Below are 17,046 nucleotides of genomic sequence, written 5' to 3'. Positions count from 1 at the left end.
GCACGCGGTCAAGGCCACCAGGGGTGGACCAACCGGTCCCTCACCTCCGCCGCCTCCGTCATCACCCGCTCCACCAGTTCCGCGCACGACGGCAGGTCCTCGATCACGCCCGCCACCTGGCCGGAGGCCATCACGCCGAGGTCGGGGCGGCCGTCCACCATCGCCGCCTTCAGCATCATCGGCGTGTTCGCCGCGAGCAGGACCTGGGCCCACGTCAGCTCCTTGCCGTGCTTCATCGCGAGGCCGTCGCGCGCGAGGCGCGTCCAGCCGAGACCGGAGACCTTCCGGAACGCCGCGGCGTGCCGCACCGCCCGGGCCAGGGACGTGATCCGGCCCGACTTCTCCAGGCCGGCCACCAGCTCCGTGCGCAGCATCCGGTGCGGCAGGCCGTCCACGCGCGTGGTGACGGTGACATCCTTGACGGTGGACGCCAGATAGCGCGCCTTGACCGCGTCCGGCACCGTGGAGTCCGAGGTGAGCAGGAAGCGGGTGCCCATCGCCACCCCCGCCGCGCCATAGGCGAGCGCGGCGACCAGTCCCCGCCCGTCGTGGAACCCGCCCGCCGCGATCACCGGAATGTCCACCGCGTCGACCACCTGCGGCAGCAGAACCGTCGTGGCGACCTCACCCGTATGACCACCGCCCTCGCCGCCCTGTACGAGCACCGCGTCCGCGCCCCACGCGGCGACCTTCTCGGCGTGCCGGCGCGCGCCGACCGAGGGGATGACCACCACGCCCGCGTCCTTCAACTCGGCGATCAGCTCCCTGGACGGCGCGAGCGCGAAGGACGCGACCCGCACGCCCTCGTCCACGATGACCCGGACACGGTCGCGCGCGTCCCCCGCGTCCGCACGCAGATTTACCCCGAACGGCGCGTCCGTACGGGACTTGACCTCCCGCACGGCCGCGCGTAGCCCCTCGACGGTCATGGTCGCCGAGGCCAGGATGCCGAGCGCCCCCGCACCGGCCACGGCCGACACCAGCCGGGGGCCCGCCACCCAGCCCATGCCGGTCTGTACGAGCGGATGCCGCACCCCGACCAGCTCGGTCAGGGCCGTCCTGAAGGCGGGCACGGGCGGCGTCACGCGCGCACCTCGCGCTCACGCAGGCCCCGAGGGTCCACCACCTCGCGGATCAGCCGCAGTTCCTCGCCCGTCGGCTCCCGCGTGCACGGCACCTCGTCCGGTACCGAGAGCGCGAAACCGGTCGCCCCGCGCACCTGGTCCAGCGTGACGCCCGGATGCAGGGACACCAGACGCATCGAGTGATCGGGCGTGGCGAAGTCGAAGACACCGAGGTCGGAGACCACGCGCCGCAGTTCGTGGAAGCGCGTCGCGGCGGGCCCGGCGGCGGCCGCGCTGTCGTACCCGACACCGCTGATCATGTCGACCTTCGCGACGAACACCCGCGCCGAATGCCGGGGGACCCAGTAACTCACCGGGTTGTTCACCGTGTTGCCCGGGGCGCCCCGCACGCCGAGGAGCTGTCGCCGGGGGCGCCGCCAGTCGCCGACGCAGGAGATGTTCTGGTTCCCGAAGCGGTCGATCTGGCTCGCGCCCATCATCACGTGCCGCTTGCCGCCCATCACCATCGTCAGATGCCGCCGGTAGGGCAGCCAGCCCTCCGTCACGCCCGAGGCGGCGCCCACCGCGGGCACGTCGCCGATGAGCAGTGCCTCGCCGTCCGTGAGCAGCAGCTCGGGCGAGAACGTCAGCTTGGCCAGGCGCGCGCCGACGGAGGGGATTGTGCCCATCGGGGACGCGAGGATCTCGCCGTCGCCCCGCCAGGCCTCGGCGCAGGCGATCACGCAGTACTCGGCGCGGGTGGCCGCCCGCCCGGCCGTCGGCGCACCGGTCGGCGTCCTCATCGCTGCTCCTCGTGCCAGGCCTCGACGGCCAGCCGATAGTCCTGTTCGGTGCCGGTGAGGAAGCGGGCGTGGAAAGCCGCCCAGGCCTCGGGGTCGGCGGCGGCGGTGGCGTACGCCTGCTGGAAGGGCTCGTCGCGGCCGTAGTCGGGCACGCACGACGTGAAGTGCGCGCCGTGTGGCGTCTCGGTCACGCCCGTCACCGCGTGCCGCGAGACGAGCATGGTCTGGGGAGCCGCGTGCGCGGTCAGCTCCGCGGAGTCGACGATCCGCTCGCACGAGACGTACGCGGTGTCGGAGGCCTCGCAGAACAAGTCGTCAAAGTAGGGGTCCGGGCCCAGATACTGGCCGTTGCCGAACCGGTCGGCGCGGTTCATGTGCACCAGCGCCGCGTCCATCCGCAGGGCGGGCACGGCGACCAGCTCCTCCCCGTCCTCGTACGGCGAAGTGACGGTGCGCAGGCCGGGGTTGACACGCGGCACGTCGGAGCCGAGGCCCGCGCGGATCGGCAGGAACGGCAGCCGCTGGGCACCCGCGGTGAGGCCCTGCATCAGCATCGCCTCGTCCCACTCGACCAGTTCGAGGGCGCCACGCTCGCGTGCCGCCCGAAAGTGCGGTTCCAAGGGGATCGAGTCGAGCGTCGCGAAGGCCGTGATCAGCTTGCGGACGCGGCCGGCGGCGGCGAGCAGGCCGACGTCCGGGCCGCCGTACGACACGACCGTGAGGTCCGTGACGTCGGACCGCAGCAGCGCGCGCACCAGCGCCATCGGCTTGCGGCGGGAGCCCCAGCCGCCGATGCCGAGCGTCATCCCGCTGCTCAGGCGCCCGACGATCTCCTCCGGCGTCATCGTCTTGGCCGTCCGTGCCGGGTCCGTCATGTGCCGTCCTCCCCGCGCGCATCGACGTCCCCGCGGATGCGGCCGGCCAGGCCGCTGAGGCTCGCCTCGAAGGTGAAGCCCTGCTCGAAGCGGTAGCTGCGGTGGACGTCGACCGGGTCGATGCCGTTGATCGCCGCCTTCGCGAGGCGCAGCAGCGTGCCGTCCTTGTGGGCGATCTCGTGCGCCAGCGCCAGGGCCGCCTCACGTAGTTCCGCACGCGGGACGACCCGCCAGACCGAGCCGTGGGCGTGCAGCTCGGCGGCCGTCACGGTGCGCGAGGTGTAGTACAGGGTGCGCATCAGGTGCTGGGGGACCAGGCGGGCCAGGTGCGTGGCCGCGCCGAGCGCGCCCCGGTCCAGTTCGGGCAGCCCGAAGGTGGCGTCCTCGCTCGCCACGATCGCGTCCGCGTTGCCCACGAGGCCTATGCCGCCGCCCAGGCAGAAGCCGTGCACGGCGGCGACGACCGGCACCTCGCACTCATACACCGCGCGGAACGCGGCGTAGCACCCGCGGTTGGCGCCGAGCAGGGCGCTGTGGCCGCGGTCGCGCCGCAGCTCCTTGATGTCCACGCCGGCGTTGAACCCCCGGCCCTCGGCGGTCAGCACCACGCAGCGCGTGGCGGGGTCGCGCCCGGCGGCGCGCACGGCGTCCGCCAGCTCGAACCACCCTTGCGCGGGCAGGGCGTTGACGGGCGGACGGTCGACGGTGACCACGGTCACGCCGTCGTCCGGGACGGAGGTGGTGACGGAGGTGGAGACAGACATCAGAGGATCCGCTACCTTTCGACCACACGCCTTCAACCAAACATTTGTTAGTCAGGAAGGTAGCAGCGATGACTGACACCGGACAGGTCGTCGTCGTCACCGGCGGCACCCGTGGCGTCGGCGCCGGAATCGCCCGCGCCTTCCTCGCCGCCGGGGCGCGCGTCGTCGTCTGCGCCCGCCGGCCGCCCCGGGAGCCGGTCGAAGCGGCGGGCGCCACCGCCGAGTTCCGCCCGCTGGACCTGCGCGACGCCGAGGCGATCCCCGCGTTCTTCGACGCGGTGGCCGCCGACCACGGCGGGGTGGACACGCTCGTGAACAACGCGGGCGGGACGCCGTACGGCCTCCTCGCCGGTGCGGCCCCGGCCCGCCAGGCCAGGATCGTCGAACTGAACCTGCTCGCCCCGCTGTACGCCTCCGTCGCGGCCCACGAGGTGATGCGCGCCCAGGAGAGCGGCGGCAGCATCACGATGATCGGCAGCGTCAGCGGCACGCGGCCCTCGCCCGGCAGCGGGGCCTACGGCGCGGCGAAGGCGGGGCTGGAGAACCTCGCCCGGACCATGGCGGTCGAATGGGCCCCCGCCGTGCGCGTCAACACGGTCGTCCTCGGCCTCGCCCGGACCGAGCGCGCCCCTCTGCACTACGGCGACGAGGAGGGCGTCGAACGGGTCGCCCGCACCGTCCCGCTGGGCCGGCTCGCGGACCCCGCCGACGTCGGCGACGCCTGCGTGTTCCTCGCCTCCGACCGCGCCCGGTACATCAGCGGCGCCGCGCTCCAGCTGCACGGCGGCGGTGAACGCCCGGCCTTCCTGGACGCCGCCTCCGTCAACCACTGAACCTCCCGAGGGAGTTGCCGCATGACCTCGCCCGCCGCATCCGCCGCCGTGCCCGACCCCGCCTCGACATTCCCCGCCCCGGCCGGGATCTGCGCGGGCCGCGTCGTGATCGTCACGGGCGCGGGGCGCGGGCTCGGCCGTGCGCACGCGCGCGCGTACGCGGCCGAGGGCGCACGGGTCGTCGTCAACGACCTCGGGGTGGGCCCGGACGGCTCCGGCGAGTCCGGCGGGCCCGCGCTCGCCGTGGTCGAGGAGATCCGCGCCGCGGGCGGCGAGGCGGTCGCGCACGGCGGTGACGTCGCCACGACGGACGGCGCCGCCTCCCTGGTGCGGGCCGCCCTGGACACGTACGGCCGTCTCGACACCCTCGTCAACAACGCGGGCTTCCTGCGCGACCGGATGCTGGTCAACCTCGCCGAGGACGACTGGGACGCCGTGCTGCGGGTCCACCTCACGGGCCACTTCCTGCCCTTGAGGCACGCCGCGGCGTACTGGCGGGCCGAGGCGAAGGCCGGCCGGACGCCGCACGCCTGCGTGGTCAACACCAGCTCCGGGGCGGGCCTGCTGGGCAGCGTCGGACAGGGCAACTACAGCGCCGCCAAGGCCGGCGTCCTCGGCCTCACCATGGTCGCCGCCGCCGAACTCGCGGCCTACGGAGTGCGGGTGAACGCCATCGCCCCCGCCGCCCGGACCCGTATGACGGAGCGGACCTTCGCCGAGACCATGGCGGCCCCCGGGGACGGCGCCTTCGACGCGATGGCCCCGGAGAACGTCTCCCCGCTGGTCGTCTGGCTCGGCGCCACCGCCTCGGCGGGCGTGACCGGCCGCGTCTTCGAGGCGGAGGCCGGCCGCATCACCGTCATGGAGGGCTGGCGTCCCGGGCCCACCGCCGACAAGGGTGCCCGCTGGACCCCCGCGGAGGCGGGCGAGACGGCGCTCCGACTCCTCTCCGACGCGCAGCCGCCGCAGCCGGTGTACGGGGCGCGGTGAGCCTGCCGCGCCCGCCCCAGCCCACCCGAAGCCGGCCGCGAACAGCCGTCACCGGCGCGTGAGCCGAACGTCAGCGAAACGTGAGCGCTCCACGCCAAGGTAGGGGCACAGCGTCGTCACGGGGTCGGTTCCCCGGCAGCGGTGAGCGGTCCCGCTGGTCCGGGCGTCGAGCCGGCCGTTCGGACGGCCCACCCGGCACCCCACTCCTTGTATTGTCATGCCCATTTTGCTTGTGCGCCGTTCGTCGGCGGACGTCGAGAGGACCCTCATGCGGAGCCGAATACCCGGCACATCAGTACGGACGAGCCGGCGCGCGGGCGGACGGGCCGGACGTACCCGGCTCCAGATCGCGGTCGCCACCGGCGTGGCCGTCGCGGCCGGCCTCGCCGGGAGCGGCGGCGCCATCGCCGCCGACACCACCCCCGGCACCCCGCCGTCCGCCGCGTCCTCGGCGTCGGAAGGACCTCAGCGGCAGGTCGAGTACTTCCCCGGCCCCGACAGCCACCCGCGGCACACCACCATCCCCGTCCCCGCCCCGCTCAACAGCAGGCAGCGCTCGGCCATCGCCCAGGACGGGAAGGTCGTCTCCCTGGTGCGGAACGGCCCGATCGGCACCAAGGCCGACGTGGTGTTCCTCGGCGACGGATACACCAAGTCCCAGCAGGAGGACTTCCTCTCCGACGTGCGCAGGAAGTGGAAGGAGGTCTCCGCGGTCGAGCCGTACCGCACGTACAAGAAGCAGTTCAACGTCTGGGCCGTCCAGGCCCACTCCCCGGAGTCCGGTGTCGGCGGCGACCCCGACTACCACACGAGCAAGCGAACCGCTCTCGGTATGTCGTTCTACTGCGACAACGTCGAGCGCCTGCTGTGCGTCAACCCCGAGAAGGTCGAGGCGTACGCGAGCAAGGCCGCCGACGCCGACCTGGTGATCGTCCTCGCCAACTCCACCAAGTACGGCGGCGCGGGCTACAACGACATCGTCTCCCCGTCGGGCTACGACGGCATAGCCACCGCCTCCTCCGACAACCCCGACTCCTCCCAGATCGTCGTGCACGAGACGGGCCACTCCCTGGGCAAGCTGGCCGACGAGTACTGGTACGACGAGTACGACACCTACACCGGCGCCGAGCCGTGGGAGTCGAACATCAGCAAGCTCAAGGCGGCTCAGCTGACCGCGCAGAAGAAGAAGTGGTACCGCTGGATCGGCCGGACGTCCCCGGACGGCGGCACCGTCGGCGCGTACCGGGGCGGCGGCTACTACCCCCGTGGCATCTACCGGCCCACTCAGAACTCGATCATGCGGACCCTGGGCAGCGAGTTCAACCTGCCCGGCCGCGAGGCGATGATCGCCGGCTTCCACCGGCACGCGTCGGTCATCGGCGCCACCACCCGCACCGATCGGGAGGTGAGCCGCACGCAGCCCGTCACCGTCGAGGCGGGCAAGGGGATCCAGCTGCGCTGGTACGTCGACGGCCACGCGACCGACAAGGGCCGGGGCGAGAAGAGCATGACGCCGCGCGCCCTGGGCGTACCGGCCGACGGCCGCGCGCACACCGTCTCGGTGCGGGGCACCGACGCCACCGACGCGGTCCGCGACCCGGCGTTGCGCAAGCTCCTGACCAAGAAGCTCACCTGGCGCGTCGCGGGCTGACACCTCCGGGCCCTCACGCCTTCGCGTACACCACCCACACCTGGCCCTCGGCGAACGGCAGCTGCCTGCCGTCGGGGGTCGTGAACCGGGTGCCGTCCGCGGCCGACGGGCGCCGCCAGCGGGCCTCGTAGGAACGTCCGTCCCGCAGCACGCGTGCCGTCCCCTCGCCCACCGTCCCGGTGAACGGCGTGACGCTGCCCGCGCGGTCGTGGAAGGCGGAAGGGCGCACCTTCACGTACTGCACGACGACCGTGGCCGCGCGCAGCTCCTTGCCCCCGGAGGTGCGCGCCCGCTCGCCGTCCATCGTGACGCGCCAACGGCCCTCGTACTCCACCCAGTCGAAGGCGAAGCGCGCCGCGGGGAAGCGGACCGTCCGGTGCGTCTGCCGGGTGCCGCCCGCCGGGCGCGGCCCGAACCGGAACCCGGTGCTCTCCAGGGCGCCCGCGCGCGGGGCGGCCTTCAGCGCCTTCGGGCGTACGAAGAGGTTGTGCGGCGCGGCCCGTCCGCCGTCCCGGTAATAGGCGTCCCCGGGCGCCTTGCCGGGCGGCAGGGCCCGCACGGGCGCGCCGGCGATCAACGGCAGCAGCTTCGACTGCGCCCCCGAGAAGGCGAGCGTGGGCCGGTCGAACTGCCGCAGCAGTTCGAGATCCGTCTCGCGCGCGCTGCGCACCGGGCCGATCACGGGCGGCAGGCGGGAGGCGTAGACCGCCATCAGCCGGCTCAGCCCCGCCTCCACCTGCTCGACGTAGACGATGTCCGCGGCGTCCAGACCGGTCTGCGGGCGCGCCGGACGGACGTTGTCGACCTTCACGGCGAGGACGGTGCCGCCACCGGGGCCGCCCGCGGACGGCCCCGTCCCGTCGGGCCGCACCGTGCAGCCCGCCACCAGGGCGGCGAGCACCACCGCCCCGGCACCCACGCGCGTGCGTATTCGCCGTCTCATGGGTACGTCATACCCCGCGCGCACCGAATGCAGCCCGCGCAGGGCACGCCCTGCGCGCTCACCCCAGATCGAGGGCGTTGCGCAGCCCGAGCCGGTAGCGGACGCGGTCGTGGCGCTTGGCCGACTCGATCGCCGGTGGGCGGAAGAGCGGCGTCACCGTGCACGGCGTGTGGTCGGAACCCGCCCGCTCCAGCAGCGCGTTGACCGCCTGGCGGGCGGAGGCGTTGGCGCCCTCCATCGTGGCCAGGTCGATGTCCACGGACACGTAGTCGCCGCAGAGGAAGAGGTTGGGGATCCTCGTCGCGGCCGAGGGCCGGTTGTGCAGGGTGCCGACCGGGTGGATGAGGAGCTGGTCCTCGTTGGTGGGGTTCGGCGTGCCGAGGCCGTCGACGCCCGGGTCGAGGAACCACGAGTGCAGCTTGCCGTCGCTCAGGACCGTCCTGCCGGTGTCGTTCAGCGCGGCCTTGAGCTGCGCCCACACCTCCTTGGCGACCTCCTCGCGCGTGCACTGCTTGGCCGTCTTGCCGTACAGCACGCCCGGCTTGTCCCACTCGGAGATGTCCACCGACAGGCAGTCGACCGCGACCCCGTCGCCGTAGTCGGCGGGGAAGTCCCGCGCGGGCCAGTGGGCCGCCTGCGCGATACCGGTCAGTGACCAGGGGGAGTCGATGCAGTTGAAGTGGCCCTTCACGAGCGGCGGGCGCTCGGTCAGATAGAACTGGATGCCCGTCATCCAATCGGTCTGCAGCTTGTCGCAGCGCGCCAACTGCGGGTCGGCCGCCTTCATCGCGGCGCTCCACGTCCTGCGCGCGTGCTCCACCGGCATGGCCTGCACATAGTGGTCGGCGGTGATGTCACGCCGTACGCCGTCGGGGTCCTCGATCACCGTCCTGGTGACGCGGCCGCCGCCGAACGCCAGCTCCCGCACGGTCCAGCCGATGCGGAACCGCACGCCGAGCGACGTCAGGTGCGTCACCCACGGGTCGATCCAGGCCTCGTTGGTGGGTGCGTTCAGGAGCCGGTCGGGCGGGCCGTCGGCGCCGCGGCCGAGCGCGTTGAGGACGAAGGCCTCGCCGAGGGTGCCCACGGTGCGGGTGCTCGCCTCCTCGGCCTTCGTCGCCACGATGTTGCGGGTGACACCGATCGCGAGGATCCGCTGATAGTCCTTCGACATCCTCTCGGCGCGCACGAACTCCCACCAGGGCGTCGCCTCCCAGTGGTCGTCGCGGCGCTCGTCGCAGCTGGTGAGGTAGACCAGCGCGCGGTTCACGAAGTACGCGACCTCGTGGGCCGGCAGATGGAGCGCGGTGTCGAGCAGCGCGGTGAGCGCCCGCGCGATGTCGTCGAGGGTGAGCTTCTCGGGCTCGTGGCCCGGCCACGGGATCGGCATGCGGATGTCCTCGCGGCCGGTGCGCGCGAACGCCATCTCGCGCGGTGCCACGAGGTTGTCCCACACGCCGTTGGCGTTGCCGGGGAAGGGGATGCGGCGCATCGTGTCGGGGAGGTTGTGGTAGATCCCCGGGATGAAGCGGAAGCCGTGCTCACCCGGCAGCGGCCTTCGGTTGCCCTTCGCGCTGCCGGGTACGTCCATGCTGCGGGCCTTGCCGCCGAGTGCCCTGCGTTCGTACACCGTGACGGCGAAACCGCGCTCGGCCAGCTCGTGAGCGGCCGTCAGTCCGGCGACGCCGCCGCCGAGGACGGCCACCGACTGCTCTGGACGCGGCCCTTCCGGTGCGGCGGCCGCCGCGGGCAGCGCGCCCGCTCCCGCACCCAGCGCGGCCGCTCCGCCGACCGCCGCCGCCCCCGCGACGAACCCTCTTCGCGTGCTTCCCCCGGCACCACAGCGCCCCATGCCCGCCCCCCTTACCGTCGGTAACTGACGTGTCAGGCGCAGGAGCATAGGGTCGCGGCGGAGGAGGCGGAAGATGCCGGGGTGCCGCGTCGAACATTGGCGCGATTACGGTGCCGGGGCGCCGCCTTGTGGGTGTGGTTACGGTGCCGGGGTGCCGCGTTGTGGGTGTGGTTACGGTGCCGGGGCGCCGCCTGTTGGGTGGTTACGGAGCCAGGGGGCACCGCCCTTGGCCTGGTCATGGCGCCGGGGCACCCCGGGGTTCGTCAGGCCGGGGGTCCGAGGACGTCGGCGAGGGAGTAGCGCACCGGCTCCTCCAGCTGGGCGTACGTGCAGCTGTGCGCGTCGCGGTCGGGGCGCCAGGTGCGAAAGCGCGCCGTGTGGCGAAAGCGCCGCCCGCCCTCCATGTGGTCGTACGCCACCTCGCAGACCCGCTCCGGGCGCACCGGCACCCACGACAGGTCCTTCTTCCCCGACCAGCGGCTCGGCGCCCCCGGCAGCCGCGCCGTCTCGTGCGCCGCCTCGTCCCCCCAGGCCGCCCACGGATGCCCCTCGGCGGTCCCCATCCGCAGCGGCTCCAGCTCCTCGACGAGTTCCGCGCGCCGCTTCATGGTGAACGCCGCCGCGACGCCGACGTGCTGCAGGGAGCCGGCATCGTCGTACAGGCCGAGGAGCAGCGAGCCGACGACGGGGCCGCTCTTGTGGAAGCGGTAGCCGGCGACCACGCAGTCCGCGGTGCGCTCGTGCTTGACCTTGAACATGACGCGCTCGTCCTGGCGGTAGAGCAGATCGAGCGGCTTGGCGACGACACCGTCGAGACCCGCGCCCTCGTACTGCTCGAACCAGCGCAGCGCCACCTCCGTGTCCGTGGTCGCCGGCGCCAGATGGACGGGCGCGCTCACCCCGGACAGGGCCGTGACCAGGCGTTCGCGGCGTTCGGCCAGGGGAGTGGCGAGCAGGGACTCCTCCGCGAGGGCCAGCAGGTCGAAGGCGACGAAGGAGGCGGGGGTGCGCTCGGCCAGCGTCGCCACGCGCGAGGCCGCCGGATGGATGCGCTCGGTGAGCGCGTCGAAGTCCAGATGCCCGTCCCGGGCGATGACGATCTCCCCGTCGAGCACGCAACGCCCCGGCAGCCGCTCCCGCAGCGCCGCGACCAGCTCGGGGAAGTAACGGGTGAGGGGCTTGCCCGTACGGCTGCCGATCTCGATGTCGCCCCCGTCCCGGAAGACGATCGCGCGAAATCCGTCCCACTTGGCCTCGTACTGCATCCCGGGCGGGATCTTCGCCACGGGCTTGGCGAGCATGGGCTTCACGGGGGGCATCACCGGCAGGTCCATGCTCCGATTCTGCGGCGATCCGCTCCATACCGCCCGGTGTGCGGCGAATGTCCCTGCCGTTTAGCGTGGCTCCATGGGTGAAGCCAAGGGCAAGAGCGCGGCCGTCGAGATCGACACGGGGGAGCGGACAGTACGCCTGTCCAGCCCCGACCGGGTGGTCTTCCCCGAGCGGGGCTTCACCAAGCTGGACGTCGCCCGGTACCTCGTCGCCGTCGGCCCCGGCATCCTGCGCGCGCTCCGGAACCGGCCCACCACCCTCCAGCGCTACCCGGACGGGGCGGCCGGCGAGTTCTTCTACCAGAAGCGGGCCCCGAAGAACCATCCCGACTGGATCCCCACCGCCACCATCACCTTCCCCAGCGGCCGCACCGCCGACGAGATGTGCCCCACGGAGGTGGCCGCCGTCATTTGGGCTGCGCAGTACAACACCCTCACCTTCCACCCCTGGCCGGTCCGGCGCGACGACCTCGACCACCCCGACGAACTGCGCATCGACCTCGACCCGCAACCCGGCACCGACTACGCCGACGCGGTGCGCGCCGCCCACGAACTGCGCGCCGTAATGGATGAGTTCGGCGGATTGGTCGGCTGGCCCAAGACGTCCGGCGGGCGCGGCATGCACGTGTTCGTGCCCATCGAGCCGCGCTGGACCTTCACCCAGGTGCGGCGCGCGGCGATCGCCTGCGGGCGGGAGCTGGAGCGCCGGATGCCGGATCAGGTGACCACGGCGTGGTGGAAGGAGGAGCGCGGCCCCCGGATCTTCGTCGACTACAACCAGACGGCCAGGGACCGCACCATCGCCTCCGCCTACTCGATCCGCGCCCGCCCGCACGCCCCGGTCTCCGCGCCGCTGCGCTGGGACGAGGTGGACGACGCGACGCCCGAGGACTTCGACATCGCCACCATGCCCGAACGCTTCGCGAAGGCCGGCGACGTCCACGCCCGCATGGAGGAGCGGGCCTACTCCCTCCGGGCCCTGCTGGACCTCGCCGACAAGGACGAACGGGACCACGCGCTCGGCGACCTGCCCTACCCACCGGAGTACCCGAAGATGCCGGGCGAGCCCAAGCGCGTACAGCCGAGCCGCGCCAAGCGGGACGAGCCCGGGGAGTAGACCCCGGTCGGGCAGCGCGAGGAGGCAGCGCCTGGAGCGAGACGGTGGGCCGGCGAAACGTGCTGCGGCGCGGGGCCGGGCGGCTACATTGCGGGTTACTCGCGACGAGGAGGCCCGCATGCACGAACACACCGCCCACACGGACAGCGGTCGACCCGGCACCGAACCGGACGAAGCGGGGGGCGCTATATCGGGGTCCGCGCCCGCTTCAGGGGCCGAGGGACACGAGACGATCCGGCGATTACTCGGGCAGGCCGTGACCCGAGGCGGCCTGCCCGGCATTCTCGCCGAGGTCCGCGACGGCGACCAGCAGTGGTTCGGGACGGCGGGAGTGGCCGACACCGGAACCGGCCGCGAGCGTTCGCGGCAGGACCGGTTCCGCATCGGCAGCATCAGCAAGACGTTCGTGGCCACCGTCGTGCTGCGACTGGCGGCCGAAGGCAGGCTGAGTCTGGACGACACCGTGGAGGAGTGGCTGCCCGGCGTGGTCCATGGCCCGCACCACGACGGTGCCCGGGTGAGCATCAGGATGCTGCTCAACCACACCAGCGGGATCTTCAACTACACCGATGACCAAGAAGCCCTGAACCGTCACGAGACACACCCGCCCGAGACGCTGACGCAGATCGCCATGTCCCGTCCGGCCGCGTTCCCGCCGGGGTCGGGCTGGGCGTACTCCAACACCAACTACGTCCTCGCCGGCCTGGTCATCGAACGGGTCACCGGCCGCGCGCTCGCCGAGGAGATCACCGAGCGGATCTCCCGCCCACTCGGTCTGGCGGGGACGTACCTGCCGCGCGGCGGCGACCCCACGATCCACGGGCCGCACTCCCGGCACTACACGAAGCTGTTCCGGACCGACCCCGGCGCGCCGGTCCACGACGCGACCGAGTTCGACTCGTCCATGTTCTGGGCGGCCGGCGGCATGATCTCCACCGCCGGGGACCTCAACCGCTTCTTCGGCGCCCTGCTGGGCGGCCGGATCCTGCCGGCGGACCAGCAACGCGACATGTTCACCACCGTGCCCACCCGCGACTGGATACCCGACGCCGCCTACGGCCTCGGCGTCTCCTCGGTGCGACTGCCGTGCGGGGAAACGGTCTGGGGCATGGGGGGCGCGCTCTTCGGATCGTGGTCCTACGCCTACGGGGCTCGCGACGGCGCGAAGACGGTCACCGCCAACGTCAACGGTGACTGGTGCGAGGGTGGTTGGGACGATCCCATCGGAGTCTTCACCGACTTGCTCGGCGCGGAGTTCTGCCGCCGGAGCGCCACCTGAACGCCGGCGGGCCGGCATCCGGCACCAGTCCGGGCGCGCGGGGCGGCGACCCCCTCGCCGGGGAGCGGGCCGGGTCCGTGCGCGAGGATGCTCCCTGACACCGTCAGGGAGGAGTGAGCGAAGGTGACCGAGGAACCGCGTCCCACCCTGGAGGCCGTGGCCGCCCGTGCCGGGGTCTCCAGGGCCACCGTGTCCCGTGTCGTCAACGGCGACCCGGGAGTGCGGGAGAGGCTCGCCGAGAAGGTGCGGCACGCGGTCGCCGAACTCGGCTACGTCCCCAACCGCGCCGCCCGCAGCCTGGTCACCCGGCGCCACGACGCCGTCGCCGTGGTGATCGCCGAACCGGAGACACGGGTCTTCGCCGATCCGTTCTTCGCCCTCCAACTACGCGGCATCAGCAAGGAACTGACGGAACATGACGTCCAGCTCGTGCTGCTGCTCACCGAGGGACGTGACGACCACGAACGAGTCGGCCGCTATCTCGCGGGCGGGCACGTCGACGGCGCCCTCGCCTTCTCGCTGCACCTCGACGACCCGCTGCCCGGCATCATCCGGCGCGCCGGGGTGCCGACCGTGTTCGGCGGGCGCCCCGGCTGGCCCCAGCCGGCACCGGGCGAGCCGAGCACCTCGTACGTGGACAGCGACAACCGCGGTGGCGCGCGCGAGGCGGTGCGGCACCTGGTGGGCCTCGGCCGCCGCCGCGTCGCGCACATCACCGGCCCCCTCGACCAGACCTCCGCGGTCGACCGGCTCGACGGCTACCGGGACGTCCTCGGCGAGGCGGACCCACGGCTGATCGCCGAGGGGGACTTCACACCCGCCGGAGGAGAGCGCGCCATGCGCGAACTGCTGGACCGGGTACCGGAGCTGGACGCGGTCTTCGCGGCCAACGACCTGTCCGCGTCCGGCGCCCTGCGGGTGCTGCGGGAGCGGGGCCGCAGGGTGCCGGACGACGTCGCGGTGGTCGGCTTCGACGACATGCTGCCGGTGGCCGAACAGACCGAGCCGCCGCTGACGACGGTCCGTCAGGACATCGAGGGCATGGGCCGGTTGATGGCGCGGATGCTGCTGCGCGGCAGGGAAGGGGAGGGCCCGGCCGCCGAGGCCTCCGGTGTGGTCCTGCCGACCGCGCTGGTGCGCAGGGCCTCGGCCTGAGGGACTGTACCGGGGCGAACCACACCGGGCAGGACCACACAGGGGGCATGCGGTCGGTCAGGATCCCACGCTCACCGTGAACCGCCGAGGATTGCCGTCGTGCGCGGCACCCGAGACGTCCGGCTGCCCGTCGGGCCGCACGTCGTCGTAGGGAAAGGCGTAGCCGATGGGGGAGTTGGCGTGCACCACCCGTGCCCAGTGGTTGGTCACCTCGCCCCGGTAGTAGTCGGCGGCGGTCGCGCCGCCCGGCTGCGTGGGGTGGGTCAGCATGATGCTGCGGTTGAACCCGGCCGCGAGCCGCGCGAGGAGGCCCTTCTTGTCGTCCGGGTCGCCCGGATTGTTGGCGAAGGGGCCGTGATTGCAGGTGAAGATGTCCTTCGAGGTCGGCCTGGCGAAGGAGTGGCCGCCGTTGAACGTCAGTACGTCGCCGCTGACGCGCCCGGTGAACACGCCGCGGCCGCCCTGGAGGTCGATCCTCAGGTCCGTGGAGCGGTACTTGTCCCACACCCGGTCGATGTAGGCGTTCCACACGTCGCGGAAGGGCATTTGGTCGGGCCGGTCGAAGTAGGGCGCCATGAGGTTCTGCGGTGAGATCACCCGCAGGACGCCGCCGCCGGCCCCCCGGATGACCAGGTCGTCCCACGGCTGCCCGTCCCTCGCCGCCTGCGCCGTGAGGTCGGCGGCGATCCTGTCGACGGCCCCGTCGGGGAGCGGGGCGACGGTGTGGGTGGCATCGCCCTGGAGGGTCAGACCGATGGGCAGCGCCGTGACGAGGTCGACATAGCTGATGTTGGCGTACAACTGCTGGGGGTTGAAGGTGAACTCGCAGAACGACCAGGTGCGGCCGTAGTTGGGGTCCGCGGGGGTCGCGAAGGCGGGCTCGACCAGTGCGGGCCCGGGGTTGAGGAAGAAGTCCAGCTTGGCGTCGCGCACGAAGTAGACGCGGGCGCCGTACATCTGCGGCAGCGTCAGCACTCTGGGCGCCGAACCGGCGGCGCCGAGAGGGATGGCGCAGTCGACGGACAGCGGGGTCTGCGGCGCGGACGGCGAGTCGGGGCGGTACACGCCGCCGTCGGGCCGGAGCAGCACCCAGCGGCCGGTGCCCTGCTCGTGGCCGGTGACATAGGCGTGCACGCGCCCGGGGAGCGACTTGTTCCGCAGGGCGAGTTCGCAGGTCGCGGGCGCGGCCTTGCCGACCGCCTCGGCACGCGGGCCGAGAGCGCCCGCCCGGCCGGGATGGATGAGGGCGCCCGCGACGCCGGCGGCGGTGGTGGTCAGGAACGTACGACGCGAGATCACGGAAGGTCTCCTGCGCGGTGGGGGGCTACGGGGAGGTGCTCGAACCGTGTGCGTGGGGGTGGCGCATCACTGCCGTGGTAGACGGTGCGCCCTGTCGTAGGGGCCGATGCGCCACTGCCGAAGGGGGGTGGTGCACCACTGTCGTGGTGGGTGGTTGCGGCGTCAAGAGTTATGACTGAGAGCGCTCTCAAATGGGTCGTGCTTCCAGGAAATGACAACAGGCGCGTTGTCAGTGGGGGGTGCCAGACTCGGAAGAGACGACGGAGAGATCCGACGAAGGAGTCGATCATGCTCAGTTCCCGATTTGCCGCGGGCGCCCCGGTCTGGGTGGACATGTGCGCCCCCGACCTGGACGGCGTCAGCGCCTTCTACCGCGAGTTGTTCGGCTGGGAGCTCCAGCGGGGCGGCGAGGAAGTGGGGGGTTACAGCCAGTTCCGGCTCTCCGGCGGGACCGCCGCCGGCGCCATGGCGATGCCCGCGGAGGAGGCCGCACCGGCCTGGACGCTGTACTTCCGCACGCCGGACGCGGACGCCACGGTCAAGCAGGTCGAGCAGGCCGGCGGCAGCACGCTCCACGGCGTCGTGGACGTCCTCGACCTCGGCCGCATGGCGGGCTTCACCGACCCGGCGGGTGTGCCCTTCTCGGTCTGGCAGCAGGGGCAGATCAAGGGGCTCGACGTGCTGAACGAACCGGGCGGTCTCGTCTGGACGGAGCTGTACACCCCGGACACCTCCGCGGCCACGTCGTTCTACGGCTCGGTGTTCGGCTGGCAGACCACCGCGATGGAGTCCCCCGCGGGCACGTACACGATGGTGCACCCCGCCGACGGCACGCCGGACGACATGTTCGGCGGCATCGCGTCCCTCGACGACGACCCCGCCGAGTCCGAGGCGTACTGGCTGCCGTATTTCCAGGTGGACGACTGCGACGGCGCGGTCGCCAAGGTCCGGCGGGAGGGCGGCACGGTGCGCATGGACACGGTGGAGATGGCGGGCGTGGGCCGCTTCGCCAAGTTCGCGGATCCGGCGGGCGCGCGGTTCGCGGTGCTCCAGCCGGCCCCTCCCGGCGAGCCGATGGCGTCGTAGCCGA

15 protein-coding genes are annotated in these 17,046 nt (G+C 72.7%); 7 read left to right on the top strand and 8 right to left on the bottom strand.

Annotation, left to right across the window (positions count from 1 at the left end; translation table 11 throughout):
• Positions 1-8 precede the first annotated feature (8 nt).
• From ABZ385_RS01575 to ABZ385_RS01560, 4 genes are read right to left on the bottom strand one after another with little or no spacing between them, the layout of a single operon-like run.
• Positions 9-1,085 carry a nitronate monooxygenase gene (locus ABZ385_RS01575; protein WP_358909047.1) on the bottom strand — a complete coding sequence of 359 codons (1,077 nt, stop codon included), beginning with the start codon at positions 1,083-1,085 and terminating at the stop codon, positions 9-11.
• Positions 1,082-1,867: a CoA-transferase gene (locus ABZ385_RS01570; protein ID WP_358909045.1), complete on the bottom strand. Its 786-nt coding sequence runs from the start codon at positions 1,865-1,867 to the stop codon at positions 1,082-1,084. The genes ABZ385_RS01575 and ABZ385_RS01570 overlap by 4 nt, the downstream gene beginning before the upstream one ends.
• Complete coding sequence (locus tag ABZ385_RS01565) at positions 1,864-2,742, bottom strand: CoA-transferase (RefSeq protein ID WP_358697783.1); 879 nt, start codon at positions 2,740-2,742, stop codon at positions 1,864-1,866. Before ABZ385_RS01565 ends, ABZ385_RS01570 begins: the two co-directional genes overlap by 4 nt.
• Entirely contained in the window at positions 2,739-3,506 is a 768-nt protein-coding gene (locus tag ABZ385_RS01560) for an enoyl-CoA hydratase family protein (protein ID WP_358909043.1), read from the bottom strand. Before ABZ385_RS01560 ends, ABZ385_RS01565 begins: the two co-directional genes overlap by 4 nt.
• Positions 3,507-3,574: 68 nt before the next feature.
• Here ABZ385_RS01560 and ABZ385_RS01555 point away from each other — a divergent pair, with 68 nt between their 5' ends.
• The 3 genes from ABZ385_RS01555 (at position 3,575) to ABZ385_RS01545 (ending at position 6,980) form a co-directional block, all read left to right on the top strand.
• Positions 3,575-4,339, top strand: coding sequence for an SDR family oxidoreductase (locus ABZ385_RS01555; RefSeq protein ID WP_358584936.1), 765 nt, complete (start codon positions 3,575-3,577; stop codon positions 4,337-4,339).
• Between the two features lie 21 nt (positions 4,340-4,360).
• Positions 4,361-5,329 (top strand): SDR family oxidoreductase, encoded by a 969-nt coding sequence (locus ABZ385_RS01550; RefSeq protein WP_358584934.1) that lies wholly within the window; start codon positions 4,361-4,363, stop codon positions 5,327-5,329.
• A gap of 217 nt (positions 5,330-5,546) precedes the next feature.
• Positions 5,547-6,980, top strand: a complete 1,434-nt coding sequence (locus ABZ385_RS01545; protein WP_358584933.1) for a M64 family metallopeptidase — start codon at positions 5,547-5,549, stop codon at positions 6,978-6,980.
• 13 nt (positions 6,981-6,993) lie between these two features.
• On the opposite strand, the gene ABZ385_RS01540 is transcribed toward ABZ385_RS01545, so the two are convergent.
• The 3 genes from ABZ385_RS01540 to ABZ385_RS01530 all read right to left on the bottom strand — a co-directional run bounded on the left by ABZ385_RS01540 (position 6,994) and on the right by ABZ385_RS01530 (position 11,109).
• The gene (locus ABZ385_RS01540; RefSeq protein WP_358584931.1) at positions 6,994-7,923 is read right to left on the bottom strand and encodes a DUF3048 domain-containing protein; all 930 of its coding nucleotides are present in this window, start codon (positions 7,921-7,923) and stop codon (positions 6,994-6,996) included.
• 58 nt (positions 7,924-7,981) lie between these two features.
• Positions 7,982-9,775 carry an FAD-dependent oxidoreductase gene (locus tag ABZ385_RS01535; RefSeq protein ID WP_358909041.1) on the bottom strand — a complete coding sequence of 598 codons (1,794 nt, stop codon included), beginning with the start codon at positions 9,773-9,775 and terminating at the stop codon, positions 7,982-7,984.
• 263 nt (positions 9,776-10,038) lie between these two features.
• Entirely contained in the window at positions 10,039-11,109 is a 1,071-nt protein-coding gene (locus ABZ385_RS01530; RefSeq protein ID WP_358909039.1) for an ATP-dependent DNA ligase, read from the bottom strand.
• Positions 11,110-11,182: 73 nt separating this feature from the next.
• Between ABZ385_RS01530 and ligD the strand changes: the two genes are divergently transcribed.
• The 3 genes from ligD (at position 11,183) to ABZ385_RS01515 (ending at position 14,657) form a co-directional block, all read left to right on the top strand.
• Positions 11,183-12,223: a non-homologous end-joining DNA ligase gene (ligD, locus tag ABZ385_RS01525; protein ID WP_358584926.1), complete on the top strand. Its 1,041-nt coding sequence runs from the start codon at positions 11,183-11,185 to the stop codon at positions 12,221-12,223.
• Positions 12,224-12,341: 118 nt separating this feature from the next.
• Positions 12,342-13,502 carry a serine hydrolase domain-containing protein gene (locus tag ABZ385_RS01520; RefSeq protein WP_358584924.1) on the top strand — a complete coding sequence of 387 codons (1,161 nt, stop codon included), beginning with the start codon at positions 12,342-12,344 and terminating at the stop codon, positions 13,500-13,502.
• 123 nt (positions 13,503-13,625) lie between these two features.
• A complete protein-coding gene (locus ABZ385_RS01515; protein ID WP_358584922.1) occupies positions 13,626-14,657 on the top strand; it encodes a LacI family DNA-binding transcriptional regulator in 1,032 nt (343 codons plus the stop codon).
• A 57-nt stretch (positions 14,658-14,714) separates the two neighbouring features.
• On the opposite strand, the gene ABZ385_RS01510 is transcribed toward ABZ385_RS01515, so the two are convergent.
• Positions 14,715-15,956, bottom strand: coding sequence for a glycoside hydrolase family 64 protein (locus tag ABZ385_RS01510; RefSeq protein WP_358909037.1), 1,242 nt, complete (start codon positions 15,954-15,956; stop codon positions 14,715-14,717).
• Between the two features lie 288 nt (positions 15,957-16,244).
• Between ABZ385_RS01510 and ABZ385_RS01505 the strand changes: the two genes are divergently transcribed.
• On the top strand, positions 16,245-17,042 hold the full coding sequence (locus ABZ385_RS01505; protein WP_358700028.1) for a VOC family protein: 798 nt from the start codon (positions 16,245-16,247) through the stop codon (positions 17,040-17,042).
• The last annotated feature ends 4 nt before the right edge of the window (positions 17,043-17,046 follow it).

Origin of the sequence: Streptomyces sp. NPDC005898 (assembly GCF_040629635.1) — a bacterium.
GTDB lineage: Bacteria > Actinomycetota > Actinomycetes > Streptomycetales > Streptomycetaceae > Streptomyces.
Note: the sequence above shows the minus strand (reverse complement) of the source record. Positions and strands in the feature narration are given on the sequence as shown.

What these genes read in the sequence shown, in the direction of transcription:
- ABZ385_RS01570 (WP_358909045.1), bottom strand. Translation starts at nt 1,867, where the DNA reads ATGAGGACGCCGACCGGTGCGCCGACGGCCGGGCGGGCGGCCACCCGC.
- ABZ385_RS01565 (WP_358697783.1), bottom strand. Translation starts at nt 2,742, where the DNA reads ATGACGGACCCGGCACGGACGGCCAAGACGATGACGCCGGAGGAGATC.
- ABZ385_RS01560 (WP_358909043.1), bottom strand. Translation starts at nt 3,506, where the DNA reads ATGTCTGTCTCCACCTCCGTCACCACCTCCGTCCCGGACGACGGCGTG.
- ABZ385_RS01555 (WP_358584936.1), top strand. Translation starts at nt 3,575, where the DNA reads ATGACTGACACCGGACAGGTCGTCGTCGTCACCGGCGGCACCCGTGGC.
- ABZ385_RS01550 (WP_358584934.1), top strand. Translation starts at nt 4,361, where the DNA reads ATGACCTCGCCCGCCGCATCCGCCGCCGTGCCCGACCCCGCCTCGACA.
- ABZ385_RS01545 (WP_358584933.1), top strand. Translation starts at nt 5,547, where the DNA reads ATGCCCATTTTGCTTGTGCGCCGTTCGTCGGCGGACGTCGAGAGGACC.
- ABZ385_RS01540 (WP_358584931.1), bottom strand. Translation starts at nt 7,923, where the DNA reads ATGAGACGGCGAATACGCACGCGCGTGGGTGCCGGGGCGGTGGTGCTC.
- ABZ385_RS01535 (WP_358909041.1), bottom strand. Translation starts at nt 9,775, where the DNA reads ATGGGGCGCTGTGGTGCCGGGGGAAGCACGCGAAGAGGGTTCGTCGCG.
- ABZ385_RS01530 (WP_358909039.1), bottom strand. Translation starts at nt 11,109, where the DNA reads ATGGACCTGCCGGTGATGCCCCCCGTGAAGCCCATGCTCGCCAAGCCC.
- ligD (WP_358584926.1), top strand. Translation starts at nt 11,183, where the DNA reads ATGGGTGAAGCCAAGGGCAAGAGCGCGGCCGTCGAGATCGACACGGGG.
- ABZ385_RS01520 (WP_358584924.1), top strand. Translation starts at nt 12,342, where the DNA reads ATGCACGAACACACCGCCCACACGGACAGCGGTCGACCCGGCACCGAA.
- ABZ385_RS01505 (WP_358700028.1), top strand. Translation starts at nt 16,245, where the DNA reads ATGCTCAGTTCCCGATTTGCCGCGGGCGCCCCGGTCTGGGTGGACATG.